Origin of the sequence: Delftia sp. DT-2 (assembly GCF_028401915.1) — a bacterium.
Lineage (GTDB): Bacteria > Pseudomonadota > Gammaproteobacteria > Burkholderiales > Burkholderiaceae_C > Comamonas > Comamonas tsuruhatensis.
This window is the reverse complement of the sequence record NZ_JAQOTI010000006.1, coordinates 96,251-123,039: the sequence shown is the minus strand read 5'-3', so window position 1 is coordinate 123,039 and position 26,789 is coordinate 96,251. Positions and strand designations below refer to the sequence as shown.

Annotated in this window: 26 protein-coding genes and 1 tRNA gene; 16 read left to right on the top strand and 11 right to left on the bottom strand. The window is 63.7% G+C overall.

Annotation, left to right across the window (positions count from 1 at the left end):
- Positions 1 to 2: 2 nt before the first annotated feature.
- From PO605_RS12115 to rpsO, 9 genes are all read right to left on the bottom strand, one after another.
- Positions 3 to 611, bottom strand: coding sequence for an NADH-quinone oxidoreductase subunit C (locus tag PO605_RS12115; RefSeq protein ID WP_026062051.1), 609 nt, complete (start codon positions 609 to 611; stop codon positions 3 to 5).
- Between the two features lie 10 nt (positions 612 to 621).
- Positions 622 to 1,101: a NuoB/complex I 20 kDa subunit family protein gene (locus tag PO605_RS12110; protein ID WP_012206978.1), complete on the bottom strand. Its 480-nt coding sequence runs from the start codon at positions 1,099 to 1,101 to the stop codon at positions 622 to 624.
- A 23-nt stretch (positions 1,102 to 1,124) separates the two neighbouring features.
- Complete coding sequence (locus PO605_RS12105) at positions 1,125 to 1,484, bottom strand: NADH-quinone oxidoreductase subunit A (RefSeq protein ID WP_012206979.1); 360 nt, start codon at positions 1,482 to 1,484, stop codon at positions 1,125 to 1,127.
- Between the two features lie 73 nt (positions 1,485 to 1,557).
- A tRNA-Leu gene (locus PO605_RS12100) sits at positions 1,558 to 1,642 on the bottom strand.
- Between the two features lie 118 nt (positions 1,643 to 1,760).
- Positions 1,761 to 2,153 carry a preprotein translocase subunit SecG gene (secG, locus tag PO605_RS12095; protein ID WP_016447712.1) on the bottom strand — a complete coding sequence of 131 codons (393 nt, stop codon included), beginning with the start codon at positions 2,151 to 2,153 and terminating at the stop codon, positions 1,761 to 1,763.
- A 58-nt stretch (positions 2,154 to 2,211) separates the two neighbouring features.
- Entirely contained in the window at positions 2,212 to 2,958 is a 747-nt protein-coding gene (gene tpiA, locus PO605_RS12090; protein WP_017404094.1) for a triose-phosphate isomerase, read from the bottom strand.
- Positions 2,959 to 2,960: 2 nt separating this feature from the next.
- Positions 2,961 to 3,962: an NAD(P)H-quinone oxidoreductase gene (locus tag PO605_RS12085; RefSeq protein ID WP_017404093.1), complete on the bottom strand. Its 1,002-nt coding sequence runs from the start codon at positions 3,960 to 3,962 to the stop codon at positions 2,961 to 2,963.
- Between the two features lie 120 nt (positions 3,963 to 4,082).
- Positions 4,083 to 6,344: a polyribonucleotide nucleotidyltransferase gene (gene pnp, locus PO605_RS12080; RefSeq protein WP_272206521.1), complete on the bottom strand. Its 2,262-nt coding sequence runs from the start codon at positions 6,342 to 6,344 to the stop codon at positions 4,083 to 4,085.
- Between the two features lie 206 nt (positions 6,345 to 6,550).
- Positions 6,551 to 6,817 carry a 30S ribosomal protein S15 gene (rpsO, locus tag PO605_RS12075; RefSeq protein WP_012206984.1) on the bottom strand — a complete coding sequence of 89 codons (267 nt, stop codon included), beginning with the start codon at positions 6,815 to 6,817 and terminating at the stop codon, positions 6,551 to 6,553.
- Positions 6,818 to 7,098: 281 nt separating this feature from the next.
- Between rpsO and PO605_RS12070 the strand changes: the two genes are divergently transcribed.
- The 15 genes from PO605_RS12070 to PO605_RS12000 all read left to right on the top strand — a co-directional run bounded on the left by PO605_RS12070 (position 7,099) and on the right by PO605_RS12000 (position 23,760).
- Complete coding sequence (locus PO605_RS12070) at positions 7,099 to 7,413, top strand: hypothetical protein (RefSeq protein WP_047469201.1); 315 nt, start codon at positions 7,099 to 7,101, stop codon at positions 7,411 to 7,413.
- Positions 7,414 to 7,666: 253 nt separating this feature from the next.
- Positions 7,667 to 8,230, top strand: a complete 564-nt coding sequence (locus PO605_RS12065) for a GspH/FimT family pseudopilin (protein WP_082001476.1) — start codon at positions 7,667 to 7,669, stop codon at positions 8,228 to 8,230.
- Complete coding sequence (pilV, locus tag PO605_RS12060; protein WP_047469196.1) at positions 8,221 to 8,859, top strand: type IV pilus modification protein PilV; 639 nt, start codon at positions 8,221 to 8,223, stop codon at positions 8,857 to 8,859. The genes PO605_RS12065 and pilV (PO605_RS12060) overlap by 10 nt, the downstream gene beginning before the upstream one ends.
- On the top strand, positions 8,856 to 9,731 hold the full coding sequence (locus tag PO605_RS12055; RefSeq protein WP_047469194.1) for a type IV pilus assembly protein: 876 nt from the start codon (positions 8,856 to 8,858) through the stop codon (positions 9,729 to 9,731). The genes pilV (PO605_RS12060) and PO605_RS12055 overlap by 4 nt, the downstream gene beginning before the upstream one ends.
- Positions 9,728 to 10,492, top strand: a complete 765-nt coding sequence (locus PO605_RS12050) for a pilus assembly PilX family protein (protein WP_272206520.1) — start codon at positions 9,728 to 9,730, stop codon at positions 10,490 to 10,492. The genes PO605_RS12055 and PO605_RS12050 overlap by 4 nt, the downstream gene beginning before the upstream one ends.
- 78 nt (positions 10,493 to 10,570) lie before the next feature.
- Positions 10,571 to 12,994 carry a pilus assembly protein gene (locus PO605_RS12045; protein WP_272206519.1) on the top strand — a complete coding sequence of 808 codons (2,424 nt, stop codon included), beginning with the start codon at positions 10,571 to 10,573 and terminating at the stop codon, positions 12,992 to 12,994.
- 8 nt (positions 12,995 to 13,002) lie between these two features.
- Entirely contained in the window at positions 13,003 to 13,428 is a 426-nt protein-coding gene (locus tag PO605_RS12040) for a type IV pilin protein (protein ID WP_082001477.1), read from the top strand.
- A 179-nt stretch (positions 13,429 to 13,607) separates the two neighbouring features.
- Positions 13,608 to 14,180: a GspH/FimT family pseudopilin gene (locus PO605_RS12035; RefSeq protein WP_080649845.1), complete on the top strand. Its 573-nt coding sequence runs from the start codon at positions 13,608 to 13,610 to the stop codon at positions 14,178 to 14,180.
- A 20-nt stretch (positions 14,181 to 14,200) separates the two neighbouring features.
- On the top strand, positions 14,201 to 14,875 hold the full coding sequence (gene pilV, locus PO605_RS12030; RefSeq protein ID WP_047469186.1) for a type IV pilus modification protein PilV: 675 nt from the start codon (positions 14,201 to 14,203) through the stop codon (positions 14,873 to 14,875).
- 2 nt (positions 14,876 to 14,877) lie between these two features.
- Positions 14,878 to 15,798, top strand: coding sequence for a PilW family protein (locus PO605_RS12025; protein ID WP_016451205.1), 921 nt, complete (start codon positions 14,878 to 14,880; stop codon positions 15,796 to 15,798).
- 20 nt (positions 15,799 to 15,818) lie between these two features.
- Entirely contained in the window at positions 15,819 to 16,565 is a 747-nt protein-coding gene (locus PO605_RS12020; protein WP_034363848.1) for a pilus assembly PilX family protein, read from the top strand.
- A gap of 78 nt (positions 16,566 to 16,643) precedes the next feature.
- Entirely contained in the window at positions 16,644 to 20,267 is a 3,624-nt protein-coding gene (locus tag PO605_RS12015) for a pilus assembly protein (protein WP_047469181.1), read from the top strand.
- Between the two features lie 41 nt (positions 20,268 to 20,308).
- Positions 20,309 to 20,731 (top strand): type IV pilin protein, encoded by a 423-nt coding sequence (locus tag PO605_RS12010; RefSeq protein ID WP_016447728.1) that lies wholly within the window; start codon positions 20,309 to 20,311, stop codon positions 20,729 to 20,731.
- Between the two features lie 24 nt (positions 20,732 to 20,755).
- Complete coding sequence (ribD, locus tag PO605_RS12005) at positions 20,756 to 21,874, top strand: bifunctional diaminohydroxyphosphoribosylaminopyrimidine deaminase/5-amino-6-(5-phosphoribosylamino)uracil reductase RibD (protein ID WP_082001475.1); 1,119 nt, start codon at positions 20,756 to 20,758, stop codon at positions 21,872 to 21,874.
- An 83-nt stretch (positions 21,875 to 21,957) separates the two neighbouring features.
- Positions 21,958 to 23,760 (top strand): phospholipase D family protein, encoded by a 1,803-nt coding sequence (locus PO605_RS12000; RefSeq protein WP_047469178.1) that lies wholly within the window; start codon positions 21,958 to 21,960, stop codon positions 23,758 to 23,760.
- Between the two features lie 13 nt (positions 23,761 to 23,773).
- Here the strand turns inward: PO605_RS12000 and PO605_RS11995 are convergent, their stop codons facing one another.
- Positions 23,774 to 24,751, bottom strand: coding sequence for a tRNA dihydrouridine synthase (locus PO605_RS11995; RefSeq protein ID WP_016447731.1), 978 nt, complete (start codon positions 24,749 to 24,751; stop codon positions 23,774 to 23,776).
- A gap of 228 nt (positions 24,752 to 24,979) precedes the next feature.
- Between PO605_RS11995 and PO605_RS11990 the strand changes: the two genes are divergently transcribed.
- Positions 24,980 to 25,525 carry a hypothetical protein gene (locus tag PO605_RS11990; RefSeq protein ID WP_047469175.1) on the top strand — a complete coding sequence of 182 codons (546 nt, stop codon included), beginning with the start codon at positions 24,980 to 24,982 and terminating at the stop codon, positions 25,523 to 25,525.
- A gap of 27 nt (positions 25,526 to 25,552) precedes the next feature.
- On the opposite strand, the gene PO605_RS11985 is transcribed toward PO605_RS11990, so the two are convergent.
- On the bottom strand, positions 25,553 to 26,764 hold the full coding sequence (locus PO605_RS11985) for a N5-glutamine methyltransferase family protein (protein WP_047469171.1): 1,212 nt from the start codon (positions 26,762 to 26,764) through the stop codon (positions 25,553 to 25,555).
- Between the last annotated feature and the right edge of the window lie 25 nt (positions 26,765 to 26,789).

Genomic DNA, 26,789 nt, shown 5'->3' with positions numbered 1-26,789 from the left:
CTTCAGTGCAGGCCCCCGTAGTTGTCTTCGCGGATGATCCGCGGCGTGATCTCGCGGGGCTCGATGGTGACCGGCTGGTACACCACGCGCTGCTGTTCGGGGTCATAGCGCATCTCCACATGGCCCGACAGCGGGAAGTCCTTGCGGAAGGGATGGCCGATGAAGCCGTAGTCGGTCAGGATGCGGCGCAGGTCGTCATGGCCATCGAAGACGATGCCGAACAGGTCGAACGCCTCGCGCTCGAACCAGTTGGCGCCGGCCCAGATGGGAGTGACCGAAGCCACCACCGGAAAATCGTCGTCGGTACAGAAGACGCGAACGCGCAGGCGCTGGTTCAGGCTGATCGACAGCAGGTGGGACACCACGGCAAAGCGCGGCCCTTCGCGGCCGACTTCCGCATAGGTGGAATAGTCCACGCCACACAGGTCCACCAGGACCTCGAACCGGCAATCCGGGGCGCTGTGCAGAACCTGCATGGCCTCCAGATAGTTGGCAGCGGACACTTCGACCGTCACCTCGCCCAGGGCCACGGTCACGCTGCGCGCCTTGTCGCCCAAGGCAGCAGCCACCACATCCCGAAGCACTTCGGGGTGAATCGCAATAGCAGTCATCATCTAGCCCTTAGACGCGAGCGATGGTATGGGTGCGGCGGATCTTCTGCTGCAGCTGGATGATGCCGTAGATCAGGGCTTCCGCCGTGGGGGGGCAGCCAGGCACATAGACATCGACCGGCACGATGCGGTCGCAGCCACGCACCACGGAATAGCTGTAGTGGTAGTAGCCGCCGCCATTGGCGCACGAGCCCATGGAGATGACCCAGCGGGGCTCCGACATCTGGTCATAGACCTTGCGCATGGCGGGCGCCATCTTGTTGCACAGGGTGCCGGCCACAATCATCAGGTCCGACTGGCGGGGGCTGGCACGGAAGACTTCCGAGCCAAAGCGGCCAATGTCGTAACGCGCCGCCGCAGCGTGCATCATCTCGACCGCGCAGCAGGCCAGACCAAATGTCATGGGCCACAGCGAGCCCGTCTTGGCCCAATTCACCACCGAGTCGTAACTCGTGGTGATGAAGCCTTCCTTCATCACGCCTTCGATCATCGTGTTTCCTTAGTGAACCCGCATCAATCCCAGTCCAACGCACCCTTCTTCCATTCGTAGACAAAGCCCACGACGAGAACGGTCAGGAAAATCAGGACAGCGGCGAAACCAGCCCCACCCACGTCCCGAAGCGCAACGGCCCAGGGCAGCAGAAAGGCGATTTCCAAATCAAATAGGATGAACAGGATGGCGACGAGGTAGTAGCGCACATCGAATTTCATGCGCGCGTCTTCGAAGGCCTCGAAGCCACATTCGTAGGGAGAGTTCTTGGCGGCATCGGGCCGGTTCGGACCCAGCACATACCCCAGTACCAGGGGGACTACGCCGACACCCATGCCGACGAGAATGAACAAGAGAACGGGAAGATACTGGTCGATGTTCATCGTGTGCGGCTACCTTGAAAGGCATGCCCGCACCGATCAGCCTGATCAGCAGGGCAGGCTCTTAGTTATATCTTGGTGCCGTCGGCGAGACTCGAACTCGCACAGCTTTCGCCACTACCCCCTCAAGATAGCGTGTCTACCAATTTCACCACGACGGCTACGTCTCGATTTCGGCTGGCTCTTTATCTTCGTTGCAAAGATTCCGCCTACCGAACAATCTCTAGATTCTACTCTGAAAAACCCTCGGACCAGGAGGACCGAGGGCTTTGTTCGAAATTATTTCGTGGGGATCTGGGCCGCACCTTCAGCACCGGCAGCAGGCGCCTGACCTGCCGCAGGAGCAGGCACTTCGCCAGCAGCGCCAGGGACGGCGGGAGCCGGTGCCGTGATGGGGGCCGCGCCTTCCAGCACGCTGCCCGAGCTGACGGGACGCGCATTGCTCAGATAGGCCAGCGCCAGCGTGGTCACGAAGAACACCGTGGCCAGGCCTGCCGTGGAGCGCGACAGAAAGTTCGCGCTGCCCGAGGCACCGAACAGGCTGCCGGAGCTGCCGCTGCCGAACGAGGCACCCATGTCGGCGCCCTTTCCGTGCTGGATCAGGATCAGGCCGATCATGCCGAGTGCCGACAGCATCTGGACGGCGAGGATCACGCTTGCGAATGCATTCATTGGTTGTACCTGCTAGTAACGCGAGAGCTAAAAAAGCGAATGGAGAAACTGCTCCGGCTCACTGGGCCGCAGCGATGATGGTCAGGAAATCCGGCGCCTTGAGCGACGCCCCGCCCACAAGACCACCGTCAATGTCGGCCTGGGCCAGAAGCTGGGCTGCATTGGAGGCATTCATGCTGCCGCCGTAGAGCAAGGGGATGCGGTCAGCCTGCCGGCTGGCAGCCGCCAGCTGGGCGCGCAGCACGGCATGCACCTGCTGCGCCTGCTCGGGTGTTGCGGTCCTGCCGGTGCCGATGGCCCAGACAGGCTCGTAGGCCACGACCAGCTCACTGATGCACTGCCCCACCTGATGGATCACGGCTGCCAGCTGGCGCTTGACGACTTCCTCGGTCTGCCCCGCCTCGCGCTCTGCCAGCGTTTCGCCCACACAGACGATGGGCGTGACGCCCTTGGCCAGCGCAGCCTGCGCCTTCAAGGCCACCACGGCATCGGTTTCACCATGGTATTGGCGACGCTCCGAGTGCCCCACCAAGGTGTAGCGCACGTCAAAATCCTGGAGCATGGCAGCCGAAAGCTCTCCCGTGTAGGCGCCCGAGTCATGCTGCGACACATCCTGCGCAGCCACGCCAATGGACGACCCTGCAAGCTCGGCCTGGGCCTGGGCCAGATAGGCGGCCGGCACGGCCACCGCCACACCCGCATTTCCACCTTCGGGCAGCCCCTGCTTGAGGGCCTTGAGCAACACGGCATTGGCAGCCAGGCTGCCATTCATCTTCCAGTTGCCGACGATGAGTTTCTTCTTCATGGTTACCACGTCAAAACGATTTTGCCGGTGTGCTGACTCGACTCCATCAGCGCGTGCGCCTTGTCGGCATCAGCGGCAGCAAAGGTGCTGTGAATCACAGGGCGGATACCGCCTGCCTCGATGAGCGGCCAGACCTCGCGCCGCAGCGCCTGGGCGATGGCCGCCTTGAAGGCGACAGGACGCGGACGCAGCGTGGAGCCCGTCACCAGCAGGCGACGGCGCAGGACCAGGCCCGCATCGAACTCCGCCTTGATGCCGCCCTGCACCGCAATGATGACCAGACGGCCATCCTCGGCCAGGCTCTGCACTTCGCGCGCCACATAGCTGCCCGCCACCATGTCCAGGATCACGTCCACGCCCTTGCCGTCGGTGATGCGCTGCACCTCCGCGGCAAAGTCCTGGGTACGGTAGTTGATGGCATGGTCGGCGCCCAGCTTCAGGCAGTCGGCGCATTTGGCATCGGAGCCAGCCGTCACGATGACCGTGGCGCCACGCGCCTTGGCCAACTGGATGGCCGTCACGCCAATGCCGCTGCTGCCGCCCTGCACCAGCAGGGTTTCGCCCGCCTGCAAGGCGCCGCGATCGAACACATTGCTCCAGACGGTGAAGAAGGTTTCGGGCAATGCCGAAGCCTCCACCTCGCTGAGCCCCGCCGGGATGGGCAGGCACTGGGCCACTGGCGCAACGCAGTACTCCGCATAGCCACCACCGGCCAGCAGCGCGCACACGCGGTCGCCCACGCGCAGGCCTGCCAGCCGCATGGCGTCGTCGTCACCCGACACGATCACCCCGGCCACTTCCAGCCCGGGCAGATCCGAGGCACCGGGCGGCGGGGCGTAGTGCCCCTTGCGCTGCAACACATCAGGGCGATTGACACCGCTGGCCGAGACCTGGATCAGCAACTCCTGCGCGCCGGCCACGGGCAGCGGACGCTCGCCCAGGCGCAAGACATCGGGACCACCAAAGTCCGTGAGTTCCACGGCACGCATGATTTGCTTTTCCATTTTTCGAACTCGCAATCCCTGTCAAAAATGCCACAAGCGCTGAACAGGTCAGCGCTTTTTCCAGTCACCGCATGCACCTGCAAGGCCACCCCCCTTTTTGGGGAACGGCCTTGCCGGGCATTACTGCTGCTGTTGCTGTTGCTGCTCGCCCTCGGCAGCCGGACGGCCGCCGTCACGGGGCTCGCGAGGTTCACGCGGCTCGCGGTACTCGCGTTGCTGGCGGGGCTCACGCGGCTGGCGGAACTCACGCTCGGCAGGCGCGGGGCGCTCGCTGCGCTCCATGCCGGCAGGACGCTCGGTCAACGCCTTCAGCGACAGCTTGACACGACCCTTTTCGTCGGTCTCCATGACCTTGACCTTGATGATCTGGCCTTCCTGCAGGTAGTCGGCGACGCGCTCCACGCGCTCGTGGGCAATCTGGCTGATGTGCAGCAGACCGTCCTTGCCGGGCAGCAGGTTCACGAGAGCACCGAAGTCCAGGATCTTGGTGACCGGGCCTTCGTAGATCTTGCCGATTTCGACCTCGGCCGTGATCTCTTCGATGCGGCGCTTGGCTTCGTCGGCCTTGGCGGCATCGCTGGAGGCGATGGTGATGGTGCCGTCTTCGCCGATGTCGATCTGCGTGCCGGTCTCTTCGGTCAGTGCACGGATGGTGGAGCCGCCCTTGCCGATCACGTCACGGATCTTCTCGGGGTTGATCTTCATCGTGTACAGCTTGGGAGCGAAGGACGAGATCTCGGCCTTGGCTTCGCCCATGGCTTCCTGCATCTTGCCCAGGATGTGCATGCGCGCTTCCTTGGCCTGGGCCAGGGCGACCTGCATGATTTCCTTGGTGATGCCCTGGATCTTGATGTCCATCTGCAGCGCGGTGATGCCGCTGGTGGTGCCGGCCACCTTGAAGTCCATGTCGCCCAGGTGATCTTCGTCACCCAGGATGTCGGTCAGCACGGCGAAGCGGTTGTCTTCCTTGATCAGGCCCATGGCGATGCCGGCCACGTGGGCCTTCATCGGAACGCCCGCATCCATCATCGACAGGCAGCCGCCGCAGACCGAGGCCATGGACGAGGAGCCGTTGGACTCGGTGATTTCCGACACCACGCGAATGGTGTAGGGGAACTCTTCCTTGCTGGGCAGGCAGGCCGCCAGGGCGCGCTTGGCCAGACGGCCGTGGCCGATTTCGCGGCGCTTGGTCGAGCCCATGCGGCCCACTTCGCCAGTGGCAAAGGGAGGCATGTTGTAGTGAAACAGGAAGCGGTCCTCGAACTCGCCGGCCAGCGCGTCGATGCGCTGCGCGTCGCGCTCGGTACCCAGCGTGGACACGACCAGGGCCTGCGTCTCGCCACGCGTGAACAGGGCCGAGCCGTGCGTGCGGGGCAGCACGGAGTTGCGGATTTCGATGGGGCGCACGGTGCGCGTGTCGCGGCCGTCGATGCGCGGCTCGCCGGCCAGGATCTGGCTGCGAACGATGCGTGCCTCGATGTCGAACAGCATGCCTTCGACCTTGACGCCGTCGAACTCCACGCCCTGGGCCGTCAGGCCGGCCTTCACGGCGGCGTAGGCTTCGCGGCAGGCCTGCGTGCGGCTTTGCTTGTTGCGGATCTGGTAGGCCGCGCGCAGGGCTTCGTCACCCAGTGCGGCCACCTTGGCGATCAGCTCTTCATCCTTGGCGGGAGCGACCCAGTCCCAGACGGGCTTGCCGGCTTCGCGCACCAGTTCATGGATGGCGTCAATGGCGATGCGGCCTTGCTCGTGGCCGAAGACCACGGCGCCCAGCATCACGTCTTCAGGCAGTTGCTGCGCCTCGGACTCCACCATCAGCACGGCAGCTTCAGTACCGGCCACGACCAGATCCATCTGCGAATCCTTGCGCTGGGTCTGGCCGGGGTTGAGCACGTACTCGCCATTGATGCAGCCCACGCGGGCGGCACCGATGGGACCGTTGAACGGAATGCCCGACACGGACAGGGCGGCCGACGTGGCGATCAGGGCGGCGATGTCGGCATCGACTTCGGGGTTCAGCGACACGGTGTGGATAACCACATGCACGTCGTTGTAGAAACCTTCGGGGAACAGCGGGCGGATCGGACGGTCGATCAGGCGGCTGGTCAGGGTTTCGAGTTCGCTGGGCTTGGCTTCGCGCTTGAAGAAGCTGCCGGGGATCTTGCCTGCGGCGTAGGTCTTCTCGATGTAATCGACGGTCAGCGGGAAGAAGTCCTGGCCGGACTTGGCCTGCTTGGACGCCACCACGGTGGCCAGCACCACGGTGTCATCGATGTTGACCAGCACGGCGCCGGAAGCCTGGCGGGCGATCTCGCCGGTTTCCATGGTGACCGTGTGCTGGCCCCACTGGAAGGTCTTGGTGACTTTGTTGAAGATGGACATTGTTGCTCCTAGGGAATGTTGGCCAGATGCACTCATCCGGCCATGATGGAGAGCAATTCAGAACACGATGCCATTCCATTGCTGGATTTCTTGCTATCAAATCCGCAGCAATGGAATGACACAGCTTCGCTCTGTCTTGCTTTCTCCGAAGTAAAAAACGCCTGAGCTAGACAGGCTAACTCAGGCGTTTCGATCTCCCACCGTGCTTACTTGCGCAGGCCCAGCTTGGCGATCAGTGCGGTGTAGCGATCAGCGTCCTTGGACTTGAGGTAGTCCAGCAGCTTGCGACGGCGGCTCACCATGCGCAGCAGGCCACGACGACCGTGGTGGTCCTTGGCGTGTTGCTTGAAGTGAGGGGTCAGCTCGTTGATGCGTGCGGTCAGCAGGGCCACTTGCACTTCTGGGCTACCAGTGTCGTTGGCAGAGCGTGCGTTGGACTTGACGACTTCAGCCTTCACGGAAGATGCGATCATTTTTTTTCCTTGGAAATTGGCGCCTCAAAGACAAAAGCAAGGAGGCAGCCTTGGTTACTTGCGCCGGGACTGGAAAGGCCCCGACGTGCGTCTTGCACCATGCAAAACCCTGGGATTATAACAAGCACGCCCGGACCGGCATCCACACCTGATTTGCGGCCCTTTACCACTTCGGCCTGCTGCCCGCCCAGAATCCCGCAAAGCCCGCGCCACAGGCATGCCGTCACGAAGCACGGATATGTGGTGCGCAGGCATTCCATACACCAAGGGAGGGCCACGCCATGGCAGTGCGTTTTTCATTCATTCCATCGACCCGACAAGCGCAGCGGCGGCAATGCGCCCTGCTCTGCCTGGTCGCGGCCCTGGGCCTGGCCCTGCCTGCCCAGGCTGCGTCCCACCGCGCCGACGCATCGGCTGCGCAAGGCTACAAGCGCAAAAAGGGCGGGCAGCGGGTCCGGGTGCCGACGCAGCGCAGCAGCTCCGACGAGTCGCCCGAGCAACGCGACAAGCGGCTTTACCGCGAATGCCAGGGCAGGAACAACGCCGGAGCATGCGCCGGATACACCGGGCAGCCGCCGGGCAGGCGCCAGCGCTGACACGCTCCCAGAAACAGTCCTAGGCCGGCCTCGAATACCCAAAAATCCGGCAAAGCCTTGCCATCATTGGATTTTTTCGCACCTCTGCACGCCTGAATTCAGCCCCATTCACTGCACAACTCCTATTTTTTGACCAAAGAAACAGATTGGTCTGAAAGACATGCACGAACAACCCCAATAGATTGAGCGGCGCACGAAACAAGCAGCAACAACCAGCGTTGCGCAAGCCAATCGACGGGGAGGGATTCAAGAGATGTCATCGACCAGGCCTCAGGCTCGCCCGGGCGCCAAAGGCTTCACTGCCATCGAGTTGATGGTGGTCGTCGCCATCCTCGCCGTGCTCACCACGCTGGCAGCTCCCAGCTTCAACCTCATCATCGAGCGCTGGCGTGTTCGCCAGACCGTCGAGGCCCTGCAATCGACGCTGCAGTACGCGCGCTCCGAAGCCGTGCGTCGCGGTGGCGGCGTTTTCATCCAGAAACTGCCCCAAGGCACCAAGGGCTGCACCCTGGCGGCGCAGCACGCCGACTGGGGCTGCGGCTGGGTGGTGTTCGTCGACCGCAATGGCAACAGGCACTGGGATCCCAAGGAGGAGCTGCAGCGCTTCGACACGCCCGCCCGCACCCTCGTCACCCGCTCCCGGTCTGCCTCCATCATCAGTGTGGACCGCTGGGGTCAGTTGGGCGGACTCACCGCCATGGGTTTCGCCATTGCGCCATCTCCGGCCGGAATCACTTCCGCCGCAACCCAAGGCATTTGCGTCTCGTCCGGCGGACGCATCCGGGTGGTCGGCCAGGAGGGTATTCCATGCGCCTGACACGTACCCGCAATCGGCATCCCAATGGCTTTACCCTGATCGAAACCCTGGTCGCCACCGTCATCACGGCCCTGGGTGTTCTGGGAATCCTGGGACTGCAGATGCGCACCCTGGCCGACAACCAAAGCGGCGTGCGCCGCGCCCAGGCCATCCGGCTGATCGAGGACCTCAGCGAGCGCACGCACGCCAACCCCAACTCCCTCGGACAGATCGGCCGCTACGTTTCCGACTGGAATCACGCCCCCGAATCCGTCGCCGACTGCAGTGCCGCCGCATGCGGCCCGGACGCAATGGCCAGCTACCACCTCGCACGATGGAAGGCATCCGTTCGCCAACTGCTGCCAGGCGGGGCCGCCAAGGTCTTCCTCGCAGGAAACGAGGCAGCCGCCAGCGCCGGCAACGGGCGCCAGCTGGGGATCATGATCAGTTGGCGCGAGAACGAAAAGTCCGGCAAGGCCGACTACAAGGACCCCATCGGGCTTGATGGCGATGGCGATCTCATGCACGGAGACCAGGCCATGGCCTGTCCTGCAGGCAGAACCTGCCACCTGCAATACATCCCACTCAGCGCTCGCTGTGCTCCCTACCTTGCAAACAACGCAGTCCAGTTCTTCTGCGCAGGCCCATGAAACCCCATCGCATCGCCACCGCCATTGCGGCCAGACCGCGTCAACGCGGGCTGAGCCTCGTCGAACTGCTGGTCGGACTTTTCCTGGGACTGCTGATCATCGGCGTGGCCATGGGCGCACTCATGGCGTCACGCGCCGTGTCCGCCACCATCAGCGATGCCAGTCAGTTGCAACAGCAGGCTTCCCATCTCTTCCGCGTCATGGGCCGGCAGATCCGGCAGGCGGGGTCCCTGCGGCTGCTTCTTGCATCACACAAGAAGGCAACAGAAGCCATTGACGTGGCAGACCCCGTTGCATTCGAGGTGGGCGCACTGGACTTCAACCCCGCGCACGACACCATCCAGGGCCTCGATGCACCCGGGCGCTCCCAATACAAGCTCGCCGTGGGCTACAGCAATTACACGCAGCCGCTGCACACATCGGCCATCGAGACCTCACTGCAGCGCAATTGCCTGGGACAGACCAACAGCGACAGCCTCATCCTGAGCCGCTTTGTCCTGGACGCCAGTAAAAACACCCTGCGCTGCGCCGGAGCGCCCTCCGCGGGTGCCCAGCCCCTCGCCAGGAACGTCGCCAACTTCCAGGTGCGCTACCTGATCCAGGCGCCGGGGGGCGCCGCCCGCATCCAGTATGTCAACGCAGCCGCCGTAGGCCAGGACTGGCCTCGCGTCGTCGGCGCCGAGGTCTGCCTGGTGCTCTTCGGCAACGAGGCCATCGACATGCCCGCCAACAGCAGCTATACCGACTGCGCCGACAGCGACGGTACGGCCGAATCCATCCACATGGCCACGCTGCCTGCGCCCAGGACGCGGCGCCTGCACATGGTCTTTCGCAGCGTGTACCAGTTGCGCAGCCAGGGGTTGGCGGGATGACGCACAAGGCTGCAGGCATGCGACATGCCCACACCTGCGCAGCGCAGCGCCAAAAAGGCATCGCCCTGTTCATCGTGGTGGTCCTGGTCATGCTGTCCATGCTGCTCGCCCTGTGGGCGTCGCGCAGCGCACTGTTCAACGAAATGTTCGTGGGCAACGATGCCGACTACCAGCGTGCCCTGGAGGCTGCACAGGCCTTGCTGCAGGATGCCGAACTGGATATTCGGGGCGAACAGGCCAGCGGCGCCGCCTGCGCCGCCAGCAGCAGCCAGCCATCCGTCTGCCGCAGCGGTGCAGGCATCGCACAGTTCCCCCGGGAAACCGGGGAAGTCGGCCTGCTGCTGGCCAGCCTCGCTGAGGCCACACCCACTGGATGCCGCGATGGCCTGTGCCCCAAGCGCACGGGACCTCAGGACTTCTGGAACAACGCGGACGAAGGCCAAGGGATCACGCTGGGCCAGATGACTGCCGCTGACGTCGGCGCACGCTACGGCCAGTTCACGGGCGCCATCGCTGGCGGAAAGAGCGACTCCATCCTGGCAAATCGTGAGGCAGGAAAGGGAGGCTGGTACTGGATAGAGATCCTGCCCTATGACGTCAACGCAGGGAACTCGGGCGTCATCGCCAACGGATCACCCCGACTGGCCCTTTACATGCAGCCCCAGGTGATCTATCGCATCACGGCCATTGCCCATGGCCGCAAGAGCAACACCCAGGTGGTGATGCAGCAGACCTACGCCCGGCAGAAACGCCGCGACTGACTCAGGACACCTGACATGCCCCACCTCTGCCATCCCTGGCTCCGGCGCATCCTGCTGCCAGCGCCGACAGCCGCAGCCATGGCCGCTGCAGTCCTGGCCGCGCAAAACAGCCAGGCAATGGACATGATTCAGTCGTCGCTTGGGCCCCGAGTCAAGGTCACGATAAAGCCTGGCCTGCCGGCACCCATCCAGGTCCAGCAGGTCTCGGAGGCAGACACTCCAGTTGCCAGGGTTCAGGCAGATGGCACCGAATTCGCCGCGCCCATTGAAGACTGCCCGGTCGGACAACAGGCAGATGCCAAGGGCCGCAGCAGCTCCATGGCCTCCAGCGGCAGCGTGATTACGCGGGCCGGCGTGGACATATTCAGCGCCCGCTACAGCGCAAAAGCGGCCTGGAGCGGCTGGATCAGCGCAGAAACCGTCCAGGCCGATGGCAGCCTCACCGCAACAGCCGGCTGGCAAGGCAAAACCACGGCCGGCCACCTGGATGCACTCAGCGACGAACAGGCAATCAATGACCGTCTGATCCTGACCTGGAGCGACAGACTGCAAAGAGGCGTGTCCTTCAAGTGGAATGAACTCGACCACCGGCAGAAAGCCTCCCTGGGCATCGATGTCGAAGGAAGAGCAGACAACCTGGGCAAGCACAGGCTCAACTTCATACGCGGCGACCGCCGCATGGAAGCGCCGGGACAACCGCCGCGCGTTGGCCCCACCCGTCCTTTTCGCCAGCGCAGCTCGCGCCAGGGCGACATCGTCAACTCCCAGATCTGGCATGCCGGCCATCCCGTGGACAACTGGCCCCTGCCGGGCTATGCCGCCTATACCCTCGCCCAGCAGAACCGCCAGCCCATGATCTATGCAGGCGGCAATGACGGCATGCTGCATGGCTTTTCGGCCACCGACGGCAGGGAAAAGATCGCCTACATCCCACGAGGCGTGATCTCCGGACTGGCAAGACTTTCCGACCCCGACTACGACGCCCGGCATCGCTACTTTGTGGACGGCTCCGCCATGAGCGGCGACATCCCCTCGGGCAGCGTTGCGTCCTCGCAGTGGCGCACTGTGCTGGCTGGCATGGCGGGCGCCGGAGCCAAGGGCTACTTCGTGCTGGACATCACCCATCCGGAGGCTTTCAGCGAGTCCGGTGCCAGCTCGCTGGTCCTGCTTGACCGAACCCAGACACGCAACAGCGATCCCGGCGACTGCACCAGCCTGGATGACATGCGCCAGCGCGCCACTTGCCAGGAAAACAAGGACCTGGGCCATATTTTGGCGGCGCCCGTGCTGGACGATGCCAACCCGCAACGCAGCACTCAGATCACGCAGTTGAACAACCACCGCTGGGCACTGGTGACGGGCAACGGCTACCACAGCACCAACCAGCGGCCCGTGTTGCTGATCCAGTATCTCGATGGCAACCAGGAGCTGTTGCGCCTCGTTGCCACGGGCAATACCCCAACCGGCACCACCCCCGAGACCACCCGCAACGGACTCTCCGCCCCGCGCTTCGTGGACATCAATGGAGACGGCCGGCCCGATGTGGTCTACGCAGGTGACATCCAGGGCAATCTGTGGAAATTCCTCATCGCCAGCGGTGCCTCCTCCCGCTGGGGCGTGGCCTTCGACGGCCGGCCGCTGTACACAGCCTGGGGTGGCAATTCTCCATCGGCCACTCGCAACCTGCGTCAAGCCATCACCGCCCCTCCTTCCGTACGCGCCAATGACCGGCGCAGGGCCAGCAAAAATGCCAAAGAAGGGCGCGAGCGCTTGACGGCAGGCGGCATGCTGGTGGCATTCGGTACCGGACGCCACATCACGCGGCAGGATTCTGGCAACACAGCGGTCCAGAGCATCTATTCCATCCTCGACAGCACCCGCTACAGGCTGCTCGCGGACGGCAGAGTGCAAGCTTGCCTCGATGGCAAGGATTCGGACTGCAGGCAGCCTGACGGACAGCGAGCGGCACCCGTTTCAGGCATCGGAGAACTGGCCAGGCGCTCGGTGAACCATCAGCCGGCAGGGGCGGCCGGCCAAGGCTTCTGGCGCGTTGACTCCACGACCGACCTCGACTGGACACGGCACAAAGGCTGGTACATGGACCTGCCCCTGCCGGGCGAGCGCCTGCTCAAGCCAATGGGCTTCTACGACGGCAGCAACATCCTCGCGATCTACAGCCAGATACCTGCCGGATCCCCCAGGCGCCCCGGCGAAAACGCAAGCCCGCCCGACGCCTGCAATGCGAGCGAGGAGCGCCAATTCCTGACATTCATGAACATCATGGATGGCAAGCGACCCGGCGTTCCGTTGATGGACAGCAACGGCGATGGGGTCTACGGCACGGCAGATGAGGAGGTCTCGCGCGCAAGCGTCGCCAGGGGATCCCAGGCCTTGCTCCACAAGGGCCATCACGCCATCGGCTACGACGCCGAAGGCCGCCGCAATGTACTCGCCCGCATGCCGGAGCAATCCCTGCGCCCCAGCTGGCGCCAAATGAAATGAGGCACCACATGCGCTGCCCTCGATCCCCAGGATTCACGCTCATCGAACTCATGATCGTCGTGGCCGTCATCGTCATCCTCGGCACGGTCGCCGTCCCCAGCTACAACGAGTACATCCGCGCAGTCCACCGCGCCGACGCCCGCGCCGGCCTGCTCCAGGCCCAGCAATGGCTGGAGCGCGCCGCCACCGCCAACGGCACCTACCCCACCGAGTTGCCAGCAGATCTGACCTGGGCCCACGACTCCAGCAAGCGCTACACCATCGACTTCCTGTCAACCAGCGGCCACGACGACGACACCTACACCCTGATCGCCACACGCCGCGGCTCCCAGTTCGGTGACCGATGTGGCGATTTCACGCTGACCCATACCGGAGAGCGCAGTGGTGCGAATGTGGCCTCCAGCACCACAGCCGCTGAATGCTGGGGCAGATAACCCTGCGCATACCAGCCCTGTTTCCCAGGCAATCACCCAGGGTCCATTGCGATCAACGGGCCCCATGCACCCTCGTGATGCGGGAACTACCCGCAGTTCCGCCAGCCACTCATCCCGAGGTTGCATCCATTCATCCGGCTCCTTCGCCTGCCTCTGGACACAATGCCTAGCATCCGGGTATGCATGCATTGTCTCCACGACGGCCACCACGAACCAGGTCTCCCAAACAGGGCTCCAGAGGGTTCACCACCCTGGAACTGATGGTGGTGGTAGCCATCCTGGCCATACTCACAGCGCTTGCTGTGCCCAGCTTCACCTTGATCATTGAACGCTGGCGCGCGCGCGGAGTGGTTGAGGACCTGCAAGCAACGATCTACCTTGCGCGTTCTGAGGCCATCAAGCGCGGCGGCAACGTCCTCATCGACAAACTAGCCAGCGGCAATGGTTGCACCAGCACCGTCGGCAACACCTCCTGGGACTGCGGCTGGCGTGTAGTAACCAGCGGCGGCACCGTGGTACAGCAAAGCTCTGCGCCCAACCGCGTAGAAGTCAATCTGACCAACCTCACGGGCAGCATTGCCGTGGACCGCTGGGGCATGCTGACTAGCGGTGGCGCAGACGCCACGGCCATGGCCATGGAGTTCGTCATCGTCCCCAAAGGCAAAGATGTCAGCGACAACAGCGCGATCCGCCTGTGTGCAGGCATGGGCGGACGAATCGTTCAGGCAAAGGGCAGCGAAGCATGTCCCTGAATTCAACCCGAGACCATCCCATGCACCAGCCGAAACACACCCGGCCAACCCCGCACCGCCGACAGGGTGGCATCACTTTGGTCGAGTCCCTGGTGGCCATCGTGGTGGCTGCCCTGGGCATTCTTGGCATTCTAGGCACACAGATGCGTACGCTGACCGATACGCAAACCACCCTACGCCGCGCGCAGGCCATTCGTCTGATAGAAGACCTGAGCGAGCGGATGAGGGTCAACCCCAACGCATTGGCCAGTCTTGACGCCTACGTTTCCGACTTCTCCAGCAGCCCTTCGCCCGGTGACTGCCGCAACACTGCGTGTACTCAGGATCTGCTGTCCACCTACGACATAGGCTCATGGAAGCAGTCCGTCAGAGACACACTTCCGCTGGGCCGGGCCAATGTGTTCATTGCACCAGCAGATACTTCCGCCACGAATCGTCGGCAACTGGGCGTTATGGTCGGCTGGCGTGAAAACGAGCGGGACATTGCCAACGCAGCCGACAAGAAAACCTACAAGGACAACATAGACGCCACCCAGGTGCGGGCAGCCGACGGCACCCTCAGTTCCGGGGCAGGCACAGCTGCCACCTGCCCGGATGGATTCACCTGCCATCTGCAATACATCCCCATCGCAGCCCGCTGCGCGCCTTACCAACCTCTAGGCAATCCAGTCCAGTTCTACTGCCCGGGAGCCTAACCATGGCCACACGAATCCAATTCTTTAAAACCCCGCGGCCCGGCGCACTAAGTGCTAAGCCCGCGCTTGCAAGCCCTCGGCGCGCCATGGCGCAACGCGGCGTCACCCTGATTGAATTGATGGTGGGCATTGCTATAGGCCTGCTGGTCGTGGCTGTGTCCATGGCGGCACTGATGGTGTCGCGCGGTGTCTCCGGCACAGTGAGCGATGCCAGCGGCCTGCAGCAGCAGGCCGCCTACGCCTTACGCGTCATCGGCCTACAGCTGCGCCAGTCCGGCTCTCTGTATCTCAACCTCAACCCGACCAGCGCGATCGCGGCCAACAGTTCCGCCGCTCCGGTGGCATTCGAGACCAAGGCGGAGTCAGTGAACAAGGGAAATACCTTCGATCCGGTCACCAATGCCATTCTGGGCACAGCCAGCCCGACCACACTCGCGGTGGGCTATCGCCGCTACAAGGAGCCTGTCTACAGCAGTGCCGACGAGCAATCGCTGGCGCGCAATTGCCTGGGAGGCCCTGCCAATGCCAGCACCGATCAGCGCGTGGAAAGTGTGTTCCAGCTCAGTGGCAGCCAACTCCAATGTCAGGGTAATGGGTCAACCCCTCAGACCCTGGCGCAGAACGTCGCCAGCTTCCAGGTTCGCTACTCGTTGCAGGACAACACGACCTTGGGCAAACCCAAGATCCAGTATGTGACTGCCACGAACGTGGACAACTGGGGCAAGGTGCAAGCGGTAGAGGTATGCCTGGAGATCTATGGCAACGAGCCCGTGGACATGCCCGCCGGAAGCACCTATGTGAACTGCAACGGTGCGGCCGTCGACATGACGACGCTGGCCGCCCCTCGGACCCGACGCATGCACCTGACGTTCCGCAGTGTCTACCAGCTCCGCAGCCAAGGGCTGGTGGGGACCGTGCTGTGACCCTTTTTGCCAACTCCTCCATGCACCTGCGCATGCAACTCTATTCAAAGGACCGCCGGCAGCGTGGCGTGGCGCTGTTCGTCGTCCTCGTGTTCGTCATGCTCTCTATGCTCCTGGCATTGTGGGCCACCCGCACCTCGCTGTTCAATGAGATGGTGGTCGGCAACGATGCCGATTACCAGCGCGCCTATGAGGCCGCCCAGGCACTGCTGCAGGATGCCGAGTTGGATATACGCGGCGAACAGTCCAACGGCGCGGAATGCAGTGGCAGCGGCGATGTCTGCCGCAAGACGACCGCAGACAAGATCCCTCTGGAGGCACAGGACGTCACTCCTTTGCTGGGCCAACTGGAAGCACAGCCCACCCGATGCCGCAATGGCCTTTGCGCCAAGCGCACGGGCAAGCAGGATTTCTGGAACAACTCGGACGAATCTCAGGGGCCCACGTTGGCACAGATGACGGCCAGTACGGTTGGTGCGCGCTATGGCCAGTACACGGGCGCAGCGAAAGGCTCCAGTTCCCAGCCCGCCAACCCCATCCTGACGGACACAGGCAGCGCCAATCGGGGAGGCTGGTACTGGATGGAGGTTCTTCCCTACCAGGACAACAAGAATTCCAGCCTCATCATGGGCGGCCCGCACAACCTGCTGCCGCTGAACCTCAAGCCCTTCGTGGTGTATCGCGTCACGGCGCTGGCCTATGGGCGCAAGCCGAACACCATGGTGGTCCTGCAGCAGACCTACGCACAGCAAAAACGCAAGAACTAGGCCAACACGCCTTGCCATCCGCCAAGGCATGCAAACCCTTCCACATTCACCATATTGACACTAAGAGGAGCAAGCGCCATGAAATGCAAGCCCCCCGTTTCGCTGCACACCTTCCGCCGGACCTTGCTTTCGCTGGCCGCGGCAGCCGCGCTGCTGCCGCAAGGCGCCATGGCGCTGGATCTTTCGCAGTCGCCGCCCGGCACTAAGGAACCTTACGTTTCACCCAACGTCATCATCTCCATTGACGATTCGGGAAGTATGAATTTCCGGCTCGACAGCGAAAGCACCAGCGGCGCGAGCAACCAGACCACACCCAACTCGGATGGTACTTGGCCCATGAGCAGCCGCCGTGTCAACGTACTCAAGTACGCACTCATCGGTAACAATGGATCCGGCGGTATCTTCCGAGACACCACGCTGCTGCCCGACAAGAAAATCCGACTGGCCTGGCAGGCCATGTGGAACAACGGTCGCTCTTCCGATGCCGGCAATGTGGACAGCGGCAGTGGCAGAAGCGCCGTCCAGATGAATACGAACTCCATGCGCCCGCTGCAAGGTTCGCATCGCACGAACTTCATCTCCTTCATCAACAACCTGAGCCCCAGCAACGGCACACCGTCGCACCTGATGTTCAGTCAGGCGGACAGTTACATGCGCCGCGCAGTCAGCAAGGACGGACCGTGGGCCAGCGATCCAGGCAATACCGGCGCGCCTTACCTTGCCTGCCGACGCAATTACCACATCATGATGACCGATGGCCGCTGGAATGGCACAGCTACCAATGTCCCCAATACGAATTGGAGAGACAATGCGACCAACCTGAAGTTCAGCGACAACATGGTGTACGGCGGCAGCACGGCGGACCAAAAGAAATCCGCCCTCTACCGTGACGAATCCAAAGGTACGACCTTGGCCGACTGGGCGTTCTACAGCTGGGCCAATCCGCTGCAGACTTCGGGGTTGACAGGGACCATGCAGCCTACCGCCGACTACCGCAAGGCCTCCTCCACCGAAACCTTCACCAATGCCAGCGGCACCTCTGCCACGCTGGATCGCTATTGGAATCCACGCTACAACCCGGCCACCTGGCCCCACATGGTGACCTACACCATCGGCTTCAGCAAGATGGCGTTCGAATGGAGCTATTCATCCATCACGCGTCCGACACAAATGGTACCGTTTGGCTACGACGGAAGTTTCCCAGGCTTGGCCAACGGCACCATCGGCTGGCCTGACCTGACCGCCAACACGGAGTCGCGCAATGCCCTGGATCTGTGGCATGCGGCACTCAATGGTCGCGGACGCTTTTATGCCGTGGAAAAAGGCGAGGATCTGGAAAAGGCCTTCCGTGAGATCTTTGGTCAGATCAACACGCAGACCGAACCCGACCTGACATCCACTGCCACCAGTGGCTCCAACGCCTCACGCAACGATGTCGGCAAATTCACCGGTGCCTATGAGCCGCAGAACGCCTGGAAGGGCTTCGTGACGGCAGAGACCGTGCAAAAGGATGGCACGACGATTTCCGCCCCCGGATGGGGCGGAAAAAATACGGCAGACAAGCTCGATGCGCTGACCAGCGTGGCTAGCCGTCTGATCCTGAGCTGGAGCGACAAATGGGACACCACCAAATACAAAGGAGGCACGTCCTTCAAATGGGCCAACGATGAGGCCAATCTGAGCACGGCGCAAAAGGCAATGCTGGGGTTCAACCCCAGCGACACCAGTGTCACCGTGGCAACGAACGGACAGAACCGGCTCAACTTCATCCGGGGTGACCGCAGCCTGGAAGGCTCCGACAACAATGGCTACACCACATCCCAACCATTCCGCGAACGCAAGAGCCGCCAGGGCGATATTATCAATTCCGTGGTGTGGTATCTCGGCAAACCTTCGAGCAGCTATGCCCTGACCGGCTATGCCGAATTCACACGCAACAATGCCGATCGCCCCCCCATGATCTATGTGGGCGGCAACGATGGCATGCTGCACGGTTTTTCGGCCGCCGACGGCAGCGAGAAAATTGCCTATGTCCCCCGCGGCGTGATTCCCAACCTCAAGCTGCTGACATCTCCCGATTACAACAGCACGCACAAATACTTCGTGGATGGCTCGCCAATGACTGGCGATGTGGACCTGGGCACTGGCATCCAGGCGACCGACGATCCTAACTATGCGATCAACTACGCGGCCAAATGGCGTACGTTGCTGGTGGGAGCCCTTGGCGCCGGAGGCAAGGGCTACTTCGTGCTGGATGTCACCAATCCAAACTCAGCCACCACCACGGATGGCGCTCTGGGCTTCACCGAAGCCAATGCCTCGCAACTGGTGAGACTCGACCGTACCCGCGGCGCTGGGGAGACGGTGCTTGACTGCGCAAGAACGGGTATAGGCGTGTCCGAGAAGGCCGCATGCCTGAAAGCCGTGGAAGAGGACAGGGATATCGGCCATATTACCGCCCGCCCCGTGCTCGACGAAAACGACCCCATGCGCACCACGCAGATCACACGCATGAACAACAACCGCTGGGCAGTGGTGATGGGCAATGGCTACAACAGTGCCAATCAACGCCCCGTGCTGCTGGTCCAGTATCTGGATGGCGCACAGGAATTGGTGCGTATCCCCGTCACCACGGAAACGGCTGGCACAGGCAAGGCGGCAGACAACGGCCTGTCGGCCCCGCGCCTGGTGGACATCGACGGCGATGGCCGACCCGACGTCATCTATGCCGGAGACAACCTGGGCAATCTCTGGAAGTTCGATGTGACCAGCATCAACGATTCCAACTGGAACGTGGCCTTCAGAGGTCAGCCCTTATTCACGGCAAAGGGGCCGACCGCACTGAACTCGTCCGCACGCACCAATGTACAGCCCATCACGGTCGCACCTACGGTGCGCACCAATGACCGCACCATGACGATAGGCACGGGAACAAATGCCAAGACGGTCCCCGTGACCGGCATGATGATCGCGTTCGGCACGGGCCGCAACGTCACCCAGGACGATCCCAACAGCGTACAGGTGCAAAGCCTTTACTCAGTTCTTGACAACACACGCTACCGCATCATCGACACCGCCAAAGGCAAGCGCCTGGAGGTGCACCCTGGCGACGGGGTCTGCGCGCCATCAGCAACCACCTGCGTGCCTTCACCGTTGGCCTTGGGCGAAGGCGTAGCCAATGCCAAGCTGGCCGAACAGAAAATCAGCGAACTCGGCAACGGCGAATACGGCACGGTGGATGCAAGGAATGCGGAAAACGAACTTAAGAAGGAAACCTGGGCCAACTACAACGGCTGGTTCATGGACATGCCCGCCATTGGGGAACGCCTGCTCAAGCCAATGGAGTTCTATGACGGAAGCAACATCCTGACGGTGTACTCGCAGGTGCCGGCCAAAGGTTCGAACGTGGATCTCAGCGTAGAAAGCTGCGAGTCCACTTCCGTGGATGAGGAGCGCCAGTACCGCACGCTGATCAACATCATGGACGGCAAGCGGCCGACCGTGCAGATCGTGGACAAGAACAAGGATGGCTTCTTCAATGTCAATGATGGCGGTGTCTCGCGCGCACAGGTCAGCAAGGGATCGCATACCGTGCTCTCCAGCAGCAAGATAAATATCGATATTGATTCGAAAAACGAGAAGGAGAAGCTCGCACCCATGCCTGAAGAATCCCTGCGCCCCAGTTGGCGCCACATCAAGTAGGCTTGCGGATGTTATCTTTCATCCCAGTTGAGCAGCCATATATGAAACGCAAGAACCAAGGCTTCACCTTAATCGAGATGATGATCGTGGTGGCGGTCGTCGGCATCCTCACGGCCATTGCCATACCCAGCTACTCCGAGTACATACGCCGCGGACACAGGGCCGATGCCCGTGCGGGGCTGCTGCAGGCCCAGCAGTGGCTGGAAAGGGCTTCTACCGCCACGGGCGTCTATCCCACTGCACTGCCGGCCGCCCTCACCTGGGCAGGCGACAACAGCAAGCGCTACACCATCGGATTCGCAGCAAACAATAGCAACGCAAGCTACACCTTGACGGCAGTGCCCCGTGGCCCGCAGACAGGCGACAAATGCGGAACCTATACGCTGAGCAACACCGGGCTGCGCGGCGCCGATGGAAAGGTCTCGTCGGACTCGGCATTCAACGCCGATTGCTGGGGCAAGTAAGACACACAGCCAAGCTGCCTTACCATGCCGGCCATGGCAGATTCCCCTCGACACATGCACCAAGCGCTTGGGCTCGCCGCCCAGGCGCTTTTTCTTTCCTCCCCCAATCCGCGCGTAGGCTGCGTACTGGTGGCACCTGATGGCCGGGTCGTTGGCCAGGGGTTCACCCAGCAGGCTGGTGGCCCACATGCCGAAGTGATGGCGCTGCGCGATGCCGCAGCACAGGGCGAGGATGTGCGCGGAGCAACCGCCTATGTGACGCTGGAGCCTTGCTCGCACCAGGGCCGTACAGGTCCCTGCTGCGATGCCCTGATCGCTGCAGGCGTTGCCAAGGTGGTAGGCGCACTCACCGACCCCAATCCCCAGGTAGCTGGCCAAGGTTTTGCGCGGCTGCGTGCTGCAGGTGTACAGGTGGAGGTGGGACCAGGTGCAGCCGAATCGCGCGAACTGAACATCGGCTTCTTCAGCCGCATGCTGCGCGGCATACCGTGGGTGCGCATGAAGGCCGCCAGTTCCCTTGACGGCGCAACCGCATTGCACAACGGTGTCAGCCAATGGATCACCTCGCCCGAGGCACGTGCCGACGGCCATGCCTGGCGCGCGAGGGCCTGCACCCTGCTGACGGGCATAGGCACGGTGCTGGAAGACGATCCGCGTCTGAACGTGCGTGAAGTGCCTACCCAGCGCCAACCGCGCATCGCGGTGGTGGATAGCCGGCTGGACACGCCGCTCACCGCCCAGGTGCTGAAGACGCCCGGCGGCTGCCTTATCTACACCAGCAGTCAGGATACTTTGCGGTCCGAAGATTTGCAGGCGGCTGGCGCGACGATCATCCACATGCCCAACGCGCACGGCAAGGTGGACTTGGCCGCCATGCTGCGTGACCTGGCCGCGCGCGGTACGAACGAGCTGCATGTGGAAGCAGGCTTCAAGCTCAATGGCTCGCTGATACGCGAAGGGCTGGTCGATGAACTGCTGCTGTACCTGGCCCCCAAGCTGCTGGGCACGGGTGGCATGGGCATTGCCAGTTTCGGGCCGCTGGACGCGCTGTCCGAGGCCCTTGCGCTAGAGTTGCACGATGTGCAGCGTATAGGGCCGGATCTGCGCGTTGTTGCTCGTGTTGAAGGGCGCGCCAGCTTCTGACGCGGACAGCAGCTTCCTGGACCAGCGGCTGGCGCAGCCGTCCGACACCCGATTGACCGATCCTTGGGCCAAATCTTCGAATCATGTCCGGCGCTCGCAACCTACAGCCTCTTCCATCCGTCAGCCTCTTCCGAGGCCTGCGGACCACGCTTGTCCTGCTGGTGTCCGCCGTGGTCTGCGGCTGCGCCAGCAGCTTGCCCTCTCAGGTCGATCGCCCCGTCACTGCCGCCTTGGAAGCTCCGCAAAGCACGCCATTGGGCTCTTTGGTGCAGCAATTGCGGCCAGCCAGCGTCAGGCCTCAAACCTCTGCCTTCACCCTCCTGTCCGGCGCCCAGGCCGCCTACGGCGCACGGCTGGCCCTGGTCGAGGGCGCGCAGCAGACGCTGGACCTGCAGTACTACGCCATCCATGCCGACGAGAGCACGCAGCGCCTGCTGCGCGGCGTGGTGGAGGCGGCGCGGCGTGGCGTGCGGGTGCGAGTGTTGCTGGACGACTTCCACAGCACGGGTGCGAATGCGCAGGTCATGCGGCTGGCCTTTGTGCCGGGCATAGAGATGCGCATGTTCAACCCGCTGGCGGGCGCACGCAGTTCCGTGCTGGGGCGGGCCTATACGCTGTTGACGGATTTCCAGCGGGCGCAGCAGCGCATGCACAACAAGCTCTTCATTGCCGACAACGCCATGGGCGTGATCGGGGGGCGCAATCTGGGCGATGCGTATTTCGACGCGGACAGCGCCAGCAATTTCGTGGACCTCGACGTGCTGGCTTCGGGGCCGGTGGTCGGCGATCTGTCACGCAGCTTCGACAGCTATTGGAACAACCCGCGCGCCTATCCGGTTCAGTCGCTCATCAGTCTCAAGGAGCTCAAGCAGCTGCGCGAGCGCTTTGCCGATGATGGCGATCAGGCGCAGGACGAGGACCCTACGCCAGCCGTTGCCGCCAAAGAGGCAAAGACGGCTGAGCAGGCCGCCGAACACAGCCGCATCATCTGGGACCAGCAGCCCATGGATTTGCGCAAGGCGCCATGGACCTGGGCCTCGGCCGCCGTGCTGGTGGACCAGCCGGCCAAGATCCCGCTGGACAGGGATGACAGCCCGAGCACCAGTGCGGACGCGTCTGCGCCAGCCACACCCGCCCCGAACAGCCCGCAGGCCAAGCCTGCTGGCACGCTGCCCATGGGCCAGCCAACTCCGGCCTTGCGCCAGGCGGCGCGCCCGGTACTGGAGGCCGATTCGGTAGTGGACGGCCTGCTGGCCCTGGTCCGCAAGACGCGACGCGATCTACTGGTGGTCTCGCCCTATTTCGTGCCCGGTCCGGACATGATGGAGGCGTTTCGCGGCGCGCGGCAACGCGGGGTGCGCGTGCGCATCCTGACCAATTCGCTGGCCTCCAATGACGCGCCCCTGGCCCATGCCGGCTATGCACGCCACCGCAAGGCGTTGCTGGAGATGGGCGTTGAACTCTATGAGATGCGCAGCACAGCGGCCAGTGTCCGCTCTGCGTTTGGCTCGGGCAGCAGTGGCGGTGGCGGTCCTTCAGGCGCCACGGGTGCCTCGCGCGCCATGCTGCATTCCAAGCTGCTGGTGGTGGATGGTCACTTGGTGGCAGTCGGCTCGATGAATCTGGACCTGCGCTCGCAACTGCAGAACACCGAGATCGCCCTGCTCATCGCCAGCCGCGAGTTCGGCAGGCTGGCCACGCAAAGTATTGACGAGGGCCTGCAGGACGGCAGCTGGCGCGTGGAGATCGACAAGGATGGAGGACTGGTCTGGCGGGCCTCGGAAGACAGCGACCGCGCCGACGAGCACAGCGAGCCCGATGCCAGCTGGGGCCTGCGCCTGATGCTCAAGCTCCTGGGCCCGCTGGCTCCGGACCACCTGCTGTAGGCGGACGACAGCGCTACAACCCCGCCCACTCCTGGCGCCGAGCCAGCGCCTGGACCCAGAGGGTGATCTCGCGCTGATCGGTCTGGGTGCGCACCTCCTGATAGGCCTGCTCGGCCTCGGGAAAGCGGCGGCGCAGCAGGTTCAGCCATTGCTTGAGACGGCCTGCGCGCTGGCGCGGCTCCAAGTCCTCGCAGACCATGTCCCAGAAGCGCTGAACCTGGGGCACGAGGTCGCTCCAGCACACCTCGGCGGCCGGGGTCTGCTCACCTTCAACGGCGGCGCGAATGGCCAGCGCCAGGCCCGGGTCGGCAACGATTCCCCGCCCCAGCATCAGGTCGCTGCAACCCGATTGCTCGCGGCAGCGCAGCGCCTCCTGCACCGTCCATATCTCGCCGTTGGCCACCACGGGCACGGTCACGGATTCGCGGATGCGCGGGATCATCTCCCAGTAGGCGGGCGGGCGGTAGCCATCGAGCTTGGTGCGGGCATGAACGACGATTTCGCAGGCACCGCCGGCCTGCATGGCCTGGGCGCATTCGGTCATCAGGGCGGTGTCATTGAAACCCAGCCGCATCTTGGCCGACACGGGCATGGCCGCTGGCACGGCGGCACGCACGGCGCCCACCACGCGCGCAATCTGTTCCGGGTCCTGCAGCAGCGCAGCGCCGCCGCCGTGGCGGTTGACCACCTTAGCCGGGCAGCCGAAGTTCAGGTCGATGCCCTCCGGCCCCAGGCGCGCCAGATTGGCCGCGTTGGCCGCCATGCTGTCCGGGTCCGATCCCAGCAACTGGGCCCGCACGGGCACCCCCGCCAGCGTCCGGCTGCCATTGTTCAATTCCGGCATGGTGCGCAGGAATACCTTGTCGGGCAGCAGCGTCCCCGTGACGCGGATGAACTCAGAGACGCAGCGGTCCGCACCGCCCACGCGCGTGAGCACATCGCGCAGCACGAAATCAAGCAAGCCCTCCATGGGCGCCAGCAACAGTCTCATCAGCTGTGTTCCGGGACCTGCAGCCCCGTCTTCCTGTTACAGATCAAACAATATTCCTGCAGCCCGTATTGGCCGCCTGCCCCTTCGAATCGCCCCTCATCAAGGCGGCGGCAGGCGATTGTGCCCTTGCCGCAGCAAGTTGCACCGGACCAGTTGTCATGGCTTTTTCACGCCACGGTCATTCATGTAACGTGCAATCGGGGCTTGTCGGACTCCCCTGCCCCAACCATGCTGCTGCAAAAAACCGCCAAGGCCCTTGAAGAGCTGCAGCCCGGCCGGCGCAGCCTGCCGCTGCGCGAGCGCTCGGTGCTGCTGATGGCCGATGGCCGCACCGAGGAGCAGCTGCAGCAGGTGCTGGGTGCCCAGGCCAGGGAGCTGGTACAGCAGCTGATAGACAGCGGCCATCTTCAGCGCCTGGCCGGCAATGCCATCGAAACATCGCCCCAGCCGCAGGGCCCCGCGATGGCGCCTGCCGCTGCCAGGCAACCCGCTTCACCAGGCCCTGCCGCCACGCTGAATCTGGCCGGCACACGCATGTATCTGTTCGACCTGTGCGAGCGCATGTTCGCCAACCGCCATGAGGACAAGGCCCAGGTGCTGCGCCATCTGCTGCGCGAAGCGCGCGACCTGGCGGCTCTGCAGGCCGCCGCCTTGCAGCTGCTGCAGACCGTGCAGGAGCATGCCGGCAACGAGCGCGCGGATGCGCTGCGCGAGCGGCTGCAGCATCTGCTGCCCCAGCAGGCAAACGAGTCAATGGCAGCGCAAGGCGCCTGACCGGGATGAAAGCGTGGGTGCCGGCGATCAGCGAGGCGCCAGGCGCCACAGCGAGGTGACTTCGGCAGCGCGTGCGGCGTGCAGCGGATCGGCAGCGTCCACAGCCTTCCCATGGCGTGGGCGGATGTCCTCTCGGCCCAGGACCTGCAGGCCAGCGGCCTCGATCCACTCCAGCAATTGCTCGCGCGAGCGCAGTTGCAGATGCTCGGCCAGATCCGACAGGATCAGCCAGCCTTCGCCGCCCGGCAGCAGATGCGCTGCAAGGCCTTGCACAAAGCCGCGCAGCATGCGGCTGCCTTCGTCGTAGACGGCCTGCTCCAGCAGGGAGCTGGCCTTGCCCGGCAACCACGGTGGATTGCAGACCACCAGGGCGGCCCGGCCTTCGGGGAACAGGTCTGCCTTGCGCAGGCTCACGCGCTGCGCCAATCCCAGTCGCTGCAGGTTGTCCTGCGCACAGGCCAGGGCCCGGTCGCTCAGGTCGGTGGCCACCACCTGCCGCACGCCACGGTGCAGCAAGAGAGCGGAAAGCACACCCGTGCCCGTGCCGATATCCCAGACTGCGGCATCGGCCTGCTGGGCTGCGGCCGGCAGGGGCGCCTGCGCCACCAGATCCAGGTACTCGCCGCGCACCGGGGAGAACACGCCGTAGTGCGGATGAATGCTGAACTCCGGCATGCCCGGCACAGCCAGGGCCACGCCCTTCTTGCGCCACTCATGCGCGCCCAGCGCGCCCAGCAGTTCACGCAAGGGAACGATGACGCTGCGCGCACCCTGATCGGCGGGAATGTCGCCCCAGGCCTCGCGGCAGGCCTCGCTCCAGTCCGGTGCGCGGCGCAGGGCGCAATGCCAGCTGGCATCGAGCTCGATCATCACGCTGGACAGAATGCGTGCCCGCTGCGCCAGCGCCTGGCGGTGCAGGTGGAAGGCATGGGGAAAGACAGGCTTGGCGTCTTCCTTGCCGGCCCGCCGATGGCGAGCCTTGGCGGACGTCTCACGTGCAGGCTTGTCCAGGCGGCGGCCCAGCGCCGACAGCAATTGCCTGGCATTCTGGAAATCGCCGCGCCACAGCATCGCCTGGCCTTCGCAGGCCAGGCGGTAGGCGCTGTCGGCAGACAGGCTGTCGTCGGCGATGACGATGCGGCGCGGTGCGGTCATGGTGCTGTCCGCGCGCCACAGCGCTGCCTGCGTGGCCTCGTTCTCCTGCCATTGCAGCAGGGACCAGTTCTGGGAAGAGGACAAGGCCTGCTGCTCCGTGAGTGATTTA

What these genes read in the sequence shown, in the direction of transcription:
- PO605_RS12115 (WP_026062051.1), bottom strand. Translation starts at nt 611, where the DNA reads ATGACTGCTATTGCGATTCACCCCGAAGTGCTTCGGGATGTGGTGGCT.
- PO605_RS12110 (WP_012206978.1), bottom strand. Translation starts at nt 1,101, where the DNA reads ATGATCGAAGGCGTGATGAAGGAAGGCTTCATCACCACGAGTTACGAC.
- PO605_RS12105 (WP_012206979.1), bottom strand. Translation starts at nt 1,484, where the DNA reads ATGAACATCGACCAGTATCTTCCCGTTCTCTTGTTCATTCTCGTCGGC.
- secG (WP_016447712.1), bottom strand. Translation starts at nt 2,153, where the DNA reads ATGAATGCATTCGCAAGCGTGATCCTCGCCGTCCAGATGCTGTCGGCA.
- tpiA (WP_017404094.1), bottom strand. Translation starts at nt 2,958, where the DNA reads ATGAAGAAGAAACTCATCGTCGGCAACTGGAAGATGAATGGCAGCCTG.
- PO605_RS12085 (WP_017404093.1), bottom strand. Translation starts at nt 3,962, where the DNA reads ATGGAAAAGCAAATCATGCGTGCCGTGGAACTCACGGACTTTGGTGGT.
- pnp (WP_272206521.1), bottom strand. Translation starts at nt 6,344, where the DNA reads ATGTCCATCTTCAACAAAGTCACCAAGACCTTCCAGTGGGGCCAGCAC.
- rpsO (WP_012206984.1), bottom strand. Translation starts at nt 6,817, where the DNA reads ATGATCGCATCTTCCGTGAAGGCTGAAGTCGTCAAGTCCAACGCACGC.
- PO605_RS12070 (WP_047469201.1), top strand. Translation starts at nt 7,099, where the DNA reads ATGGCAGTGCGTTTTTCATTCATTCCATCGACCCGACAAGCGCAGCGG.
- PO605_RS12065 (WP_082001476.1), top strand. Translation starts at nt 7,667, where the DNA reads ATGTCATCGACCAGGCCTCAGGCTCGCCCGGGCGCCAAAGGCTTCACT.
- pilV (WP_047469196.1), top strand. Translation starts at nt 8,221, where the DNA reads ATGCGCCTGACACGTACCCGCAATCGGCATCCCAATGGCTTTACCCTG.
- PO605_RS12055 (WP_047469194.1), top strand. Translation starts at nt 8,856, where the DNA reads ATGAAACCCCATCGCATCGCCACCGCCATTGCGGCCAGACCGCGTCAA.
- PO605_RS12050 (WP_272206520.1), top strand. Translation starts at nt 9,728, where the DNA reads ATGACGCACAAGGCTGCAGGCATGCGACATGCCCACACCTGCGCAGCG.
- PO605_RS12045 (WP_272206519.1), top strand. Translation starts at nt 10,571, where the DNA reads ATGGCCGCTGCAGTCCTGGCCGCGCAAAACAGCCAGGCAATGGACATG.
- PO605_RS12040 (WP_082001477.1), top strand. Translation starts at nt 13,003, where the DNA reads ATGCGCTGCCCTCGATCCCCAGGATTCACGCTCATCGAACTCATGATC.
- PO605_RS12035 (WP_080649845.1), top strand. Translation starts at nt 13,608, where the DNA reads ATGCATGCATTGTCTCCACGACGGCCACCACGAACCAGGTCTCCCAAA.
- pilV (WP_047469186.1), top strand. Translation starts at nt 14,201, where the DNA reads ATGCACCAGCCGAAACACACCCGGCCAACCCCGCACCGCCGACAGGGT.
- PO605_RS12025 (WP_016451205.1), top strand. Translation starts at nt 14,878, where the DNA reads ATGGCCACACGAATCCAATTCTTTAAAACCCCGCGGCCCGGCGCACTA.
- PO605_RS12020 (WP_034363848.1), top strand. Translation starts at nt 15,819, where the DNA reads ATGCACCTGCGCATGCAACTCTATTCAAAGGACCGCCGGCAGCGTGGC.
- PO605_RS12015 (WP_047469181.1), top strand. Translation starts at nt 16,644, where the DNA reads ATGAAATGCAAGCCCCCCGTTTCGCTGCACACCTTCCGCCGGACCTTG.
- PO605_RS12010 (WP_016447728.1), top strand. Translation starts at nt 20,309, where the DNA reads ATGAAACGCAAGAACCAAGGCTTCACCTTAATCGAGATGATGATCGTG.
- ribD (WP_082001475.1), top strand. Translation starts at nt 20,756, where the DNA reads ATGCCGGCCATGGCAGATTCCCCTCGACACATGCACCAAGCGCTTGGG.
- PO605_RS12000 (WP_047469178.1), top strand. Translation starts at nt 21,958, where the DNA reads ATGTCCGGCGCTCGCAACCTACAGCCTCTTCCATCCGTCAGCCTCTTC.
- PO605_RS11995 (WP_016447731.1), bottom strand. Translation starts at nt 24,751, where the DNA reads ATGAGACTGTTGCTGGCGCCCATGGAGGGCTTGCTTGATTTCGTGCTG.
- PO605_RS11990 (WP_047469175.1), top strand. Translation starts at nt 24,980, where the DNA reads ATGCTGCTGCAAAAAACCGCCAAGGCCCTTGAAGAGCTGCAGCCCGGC.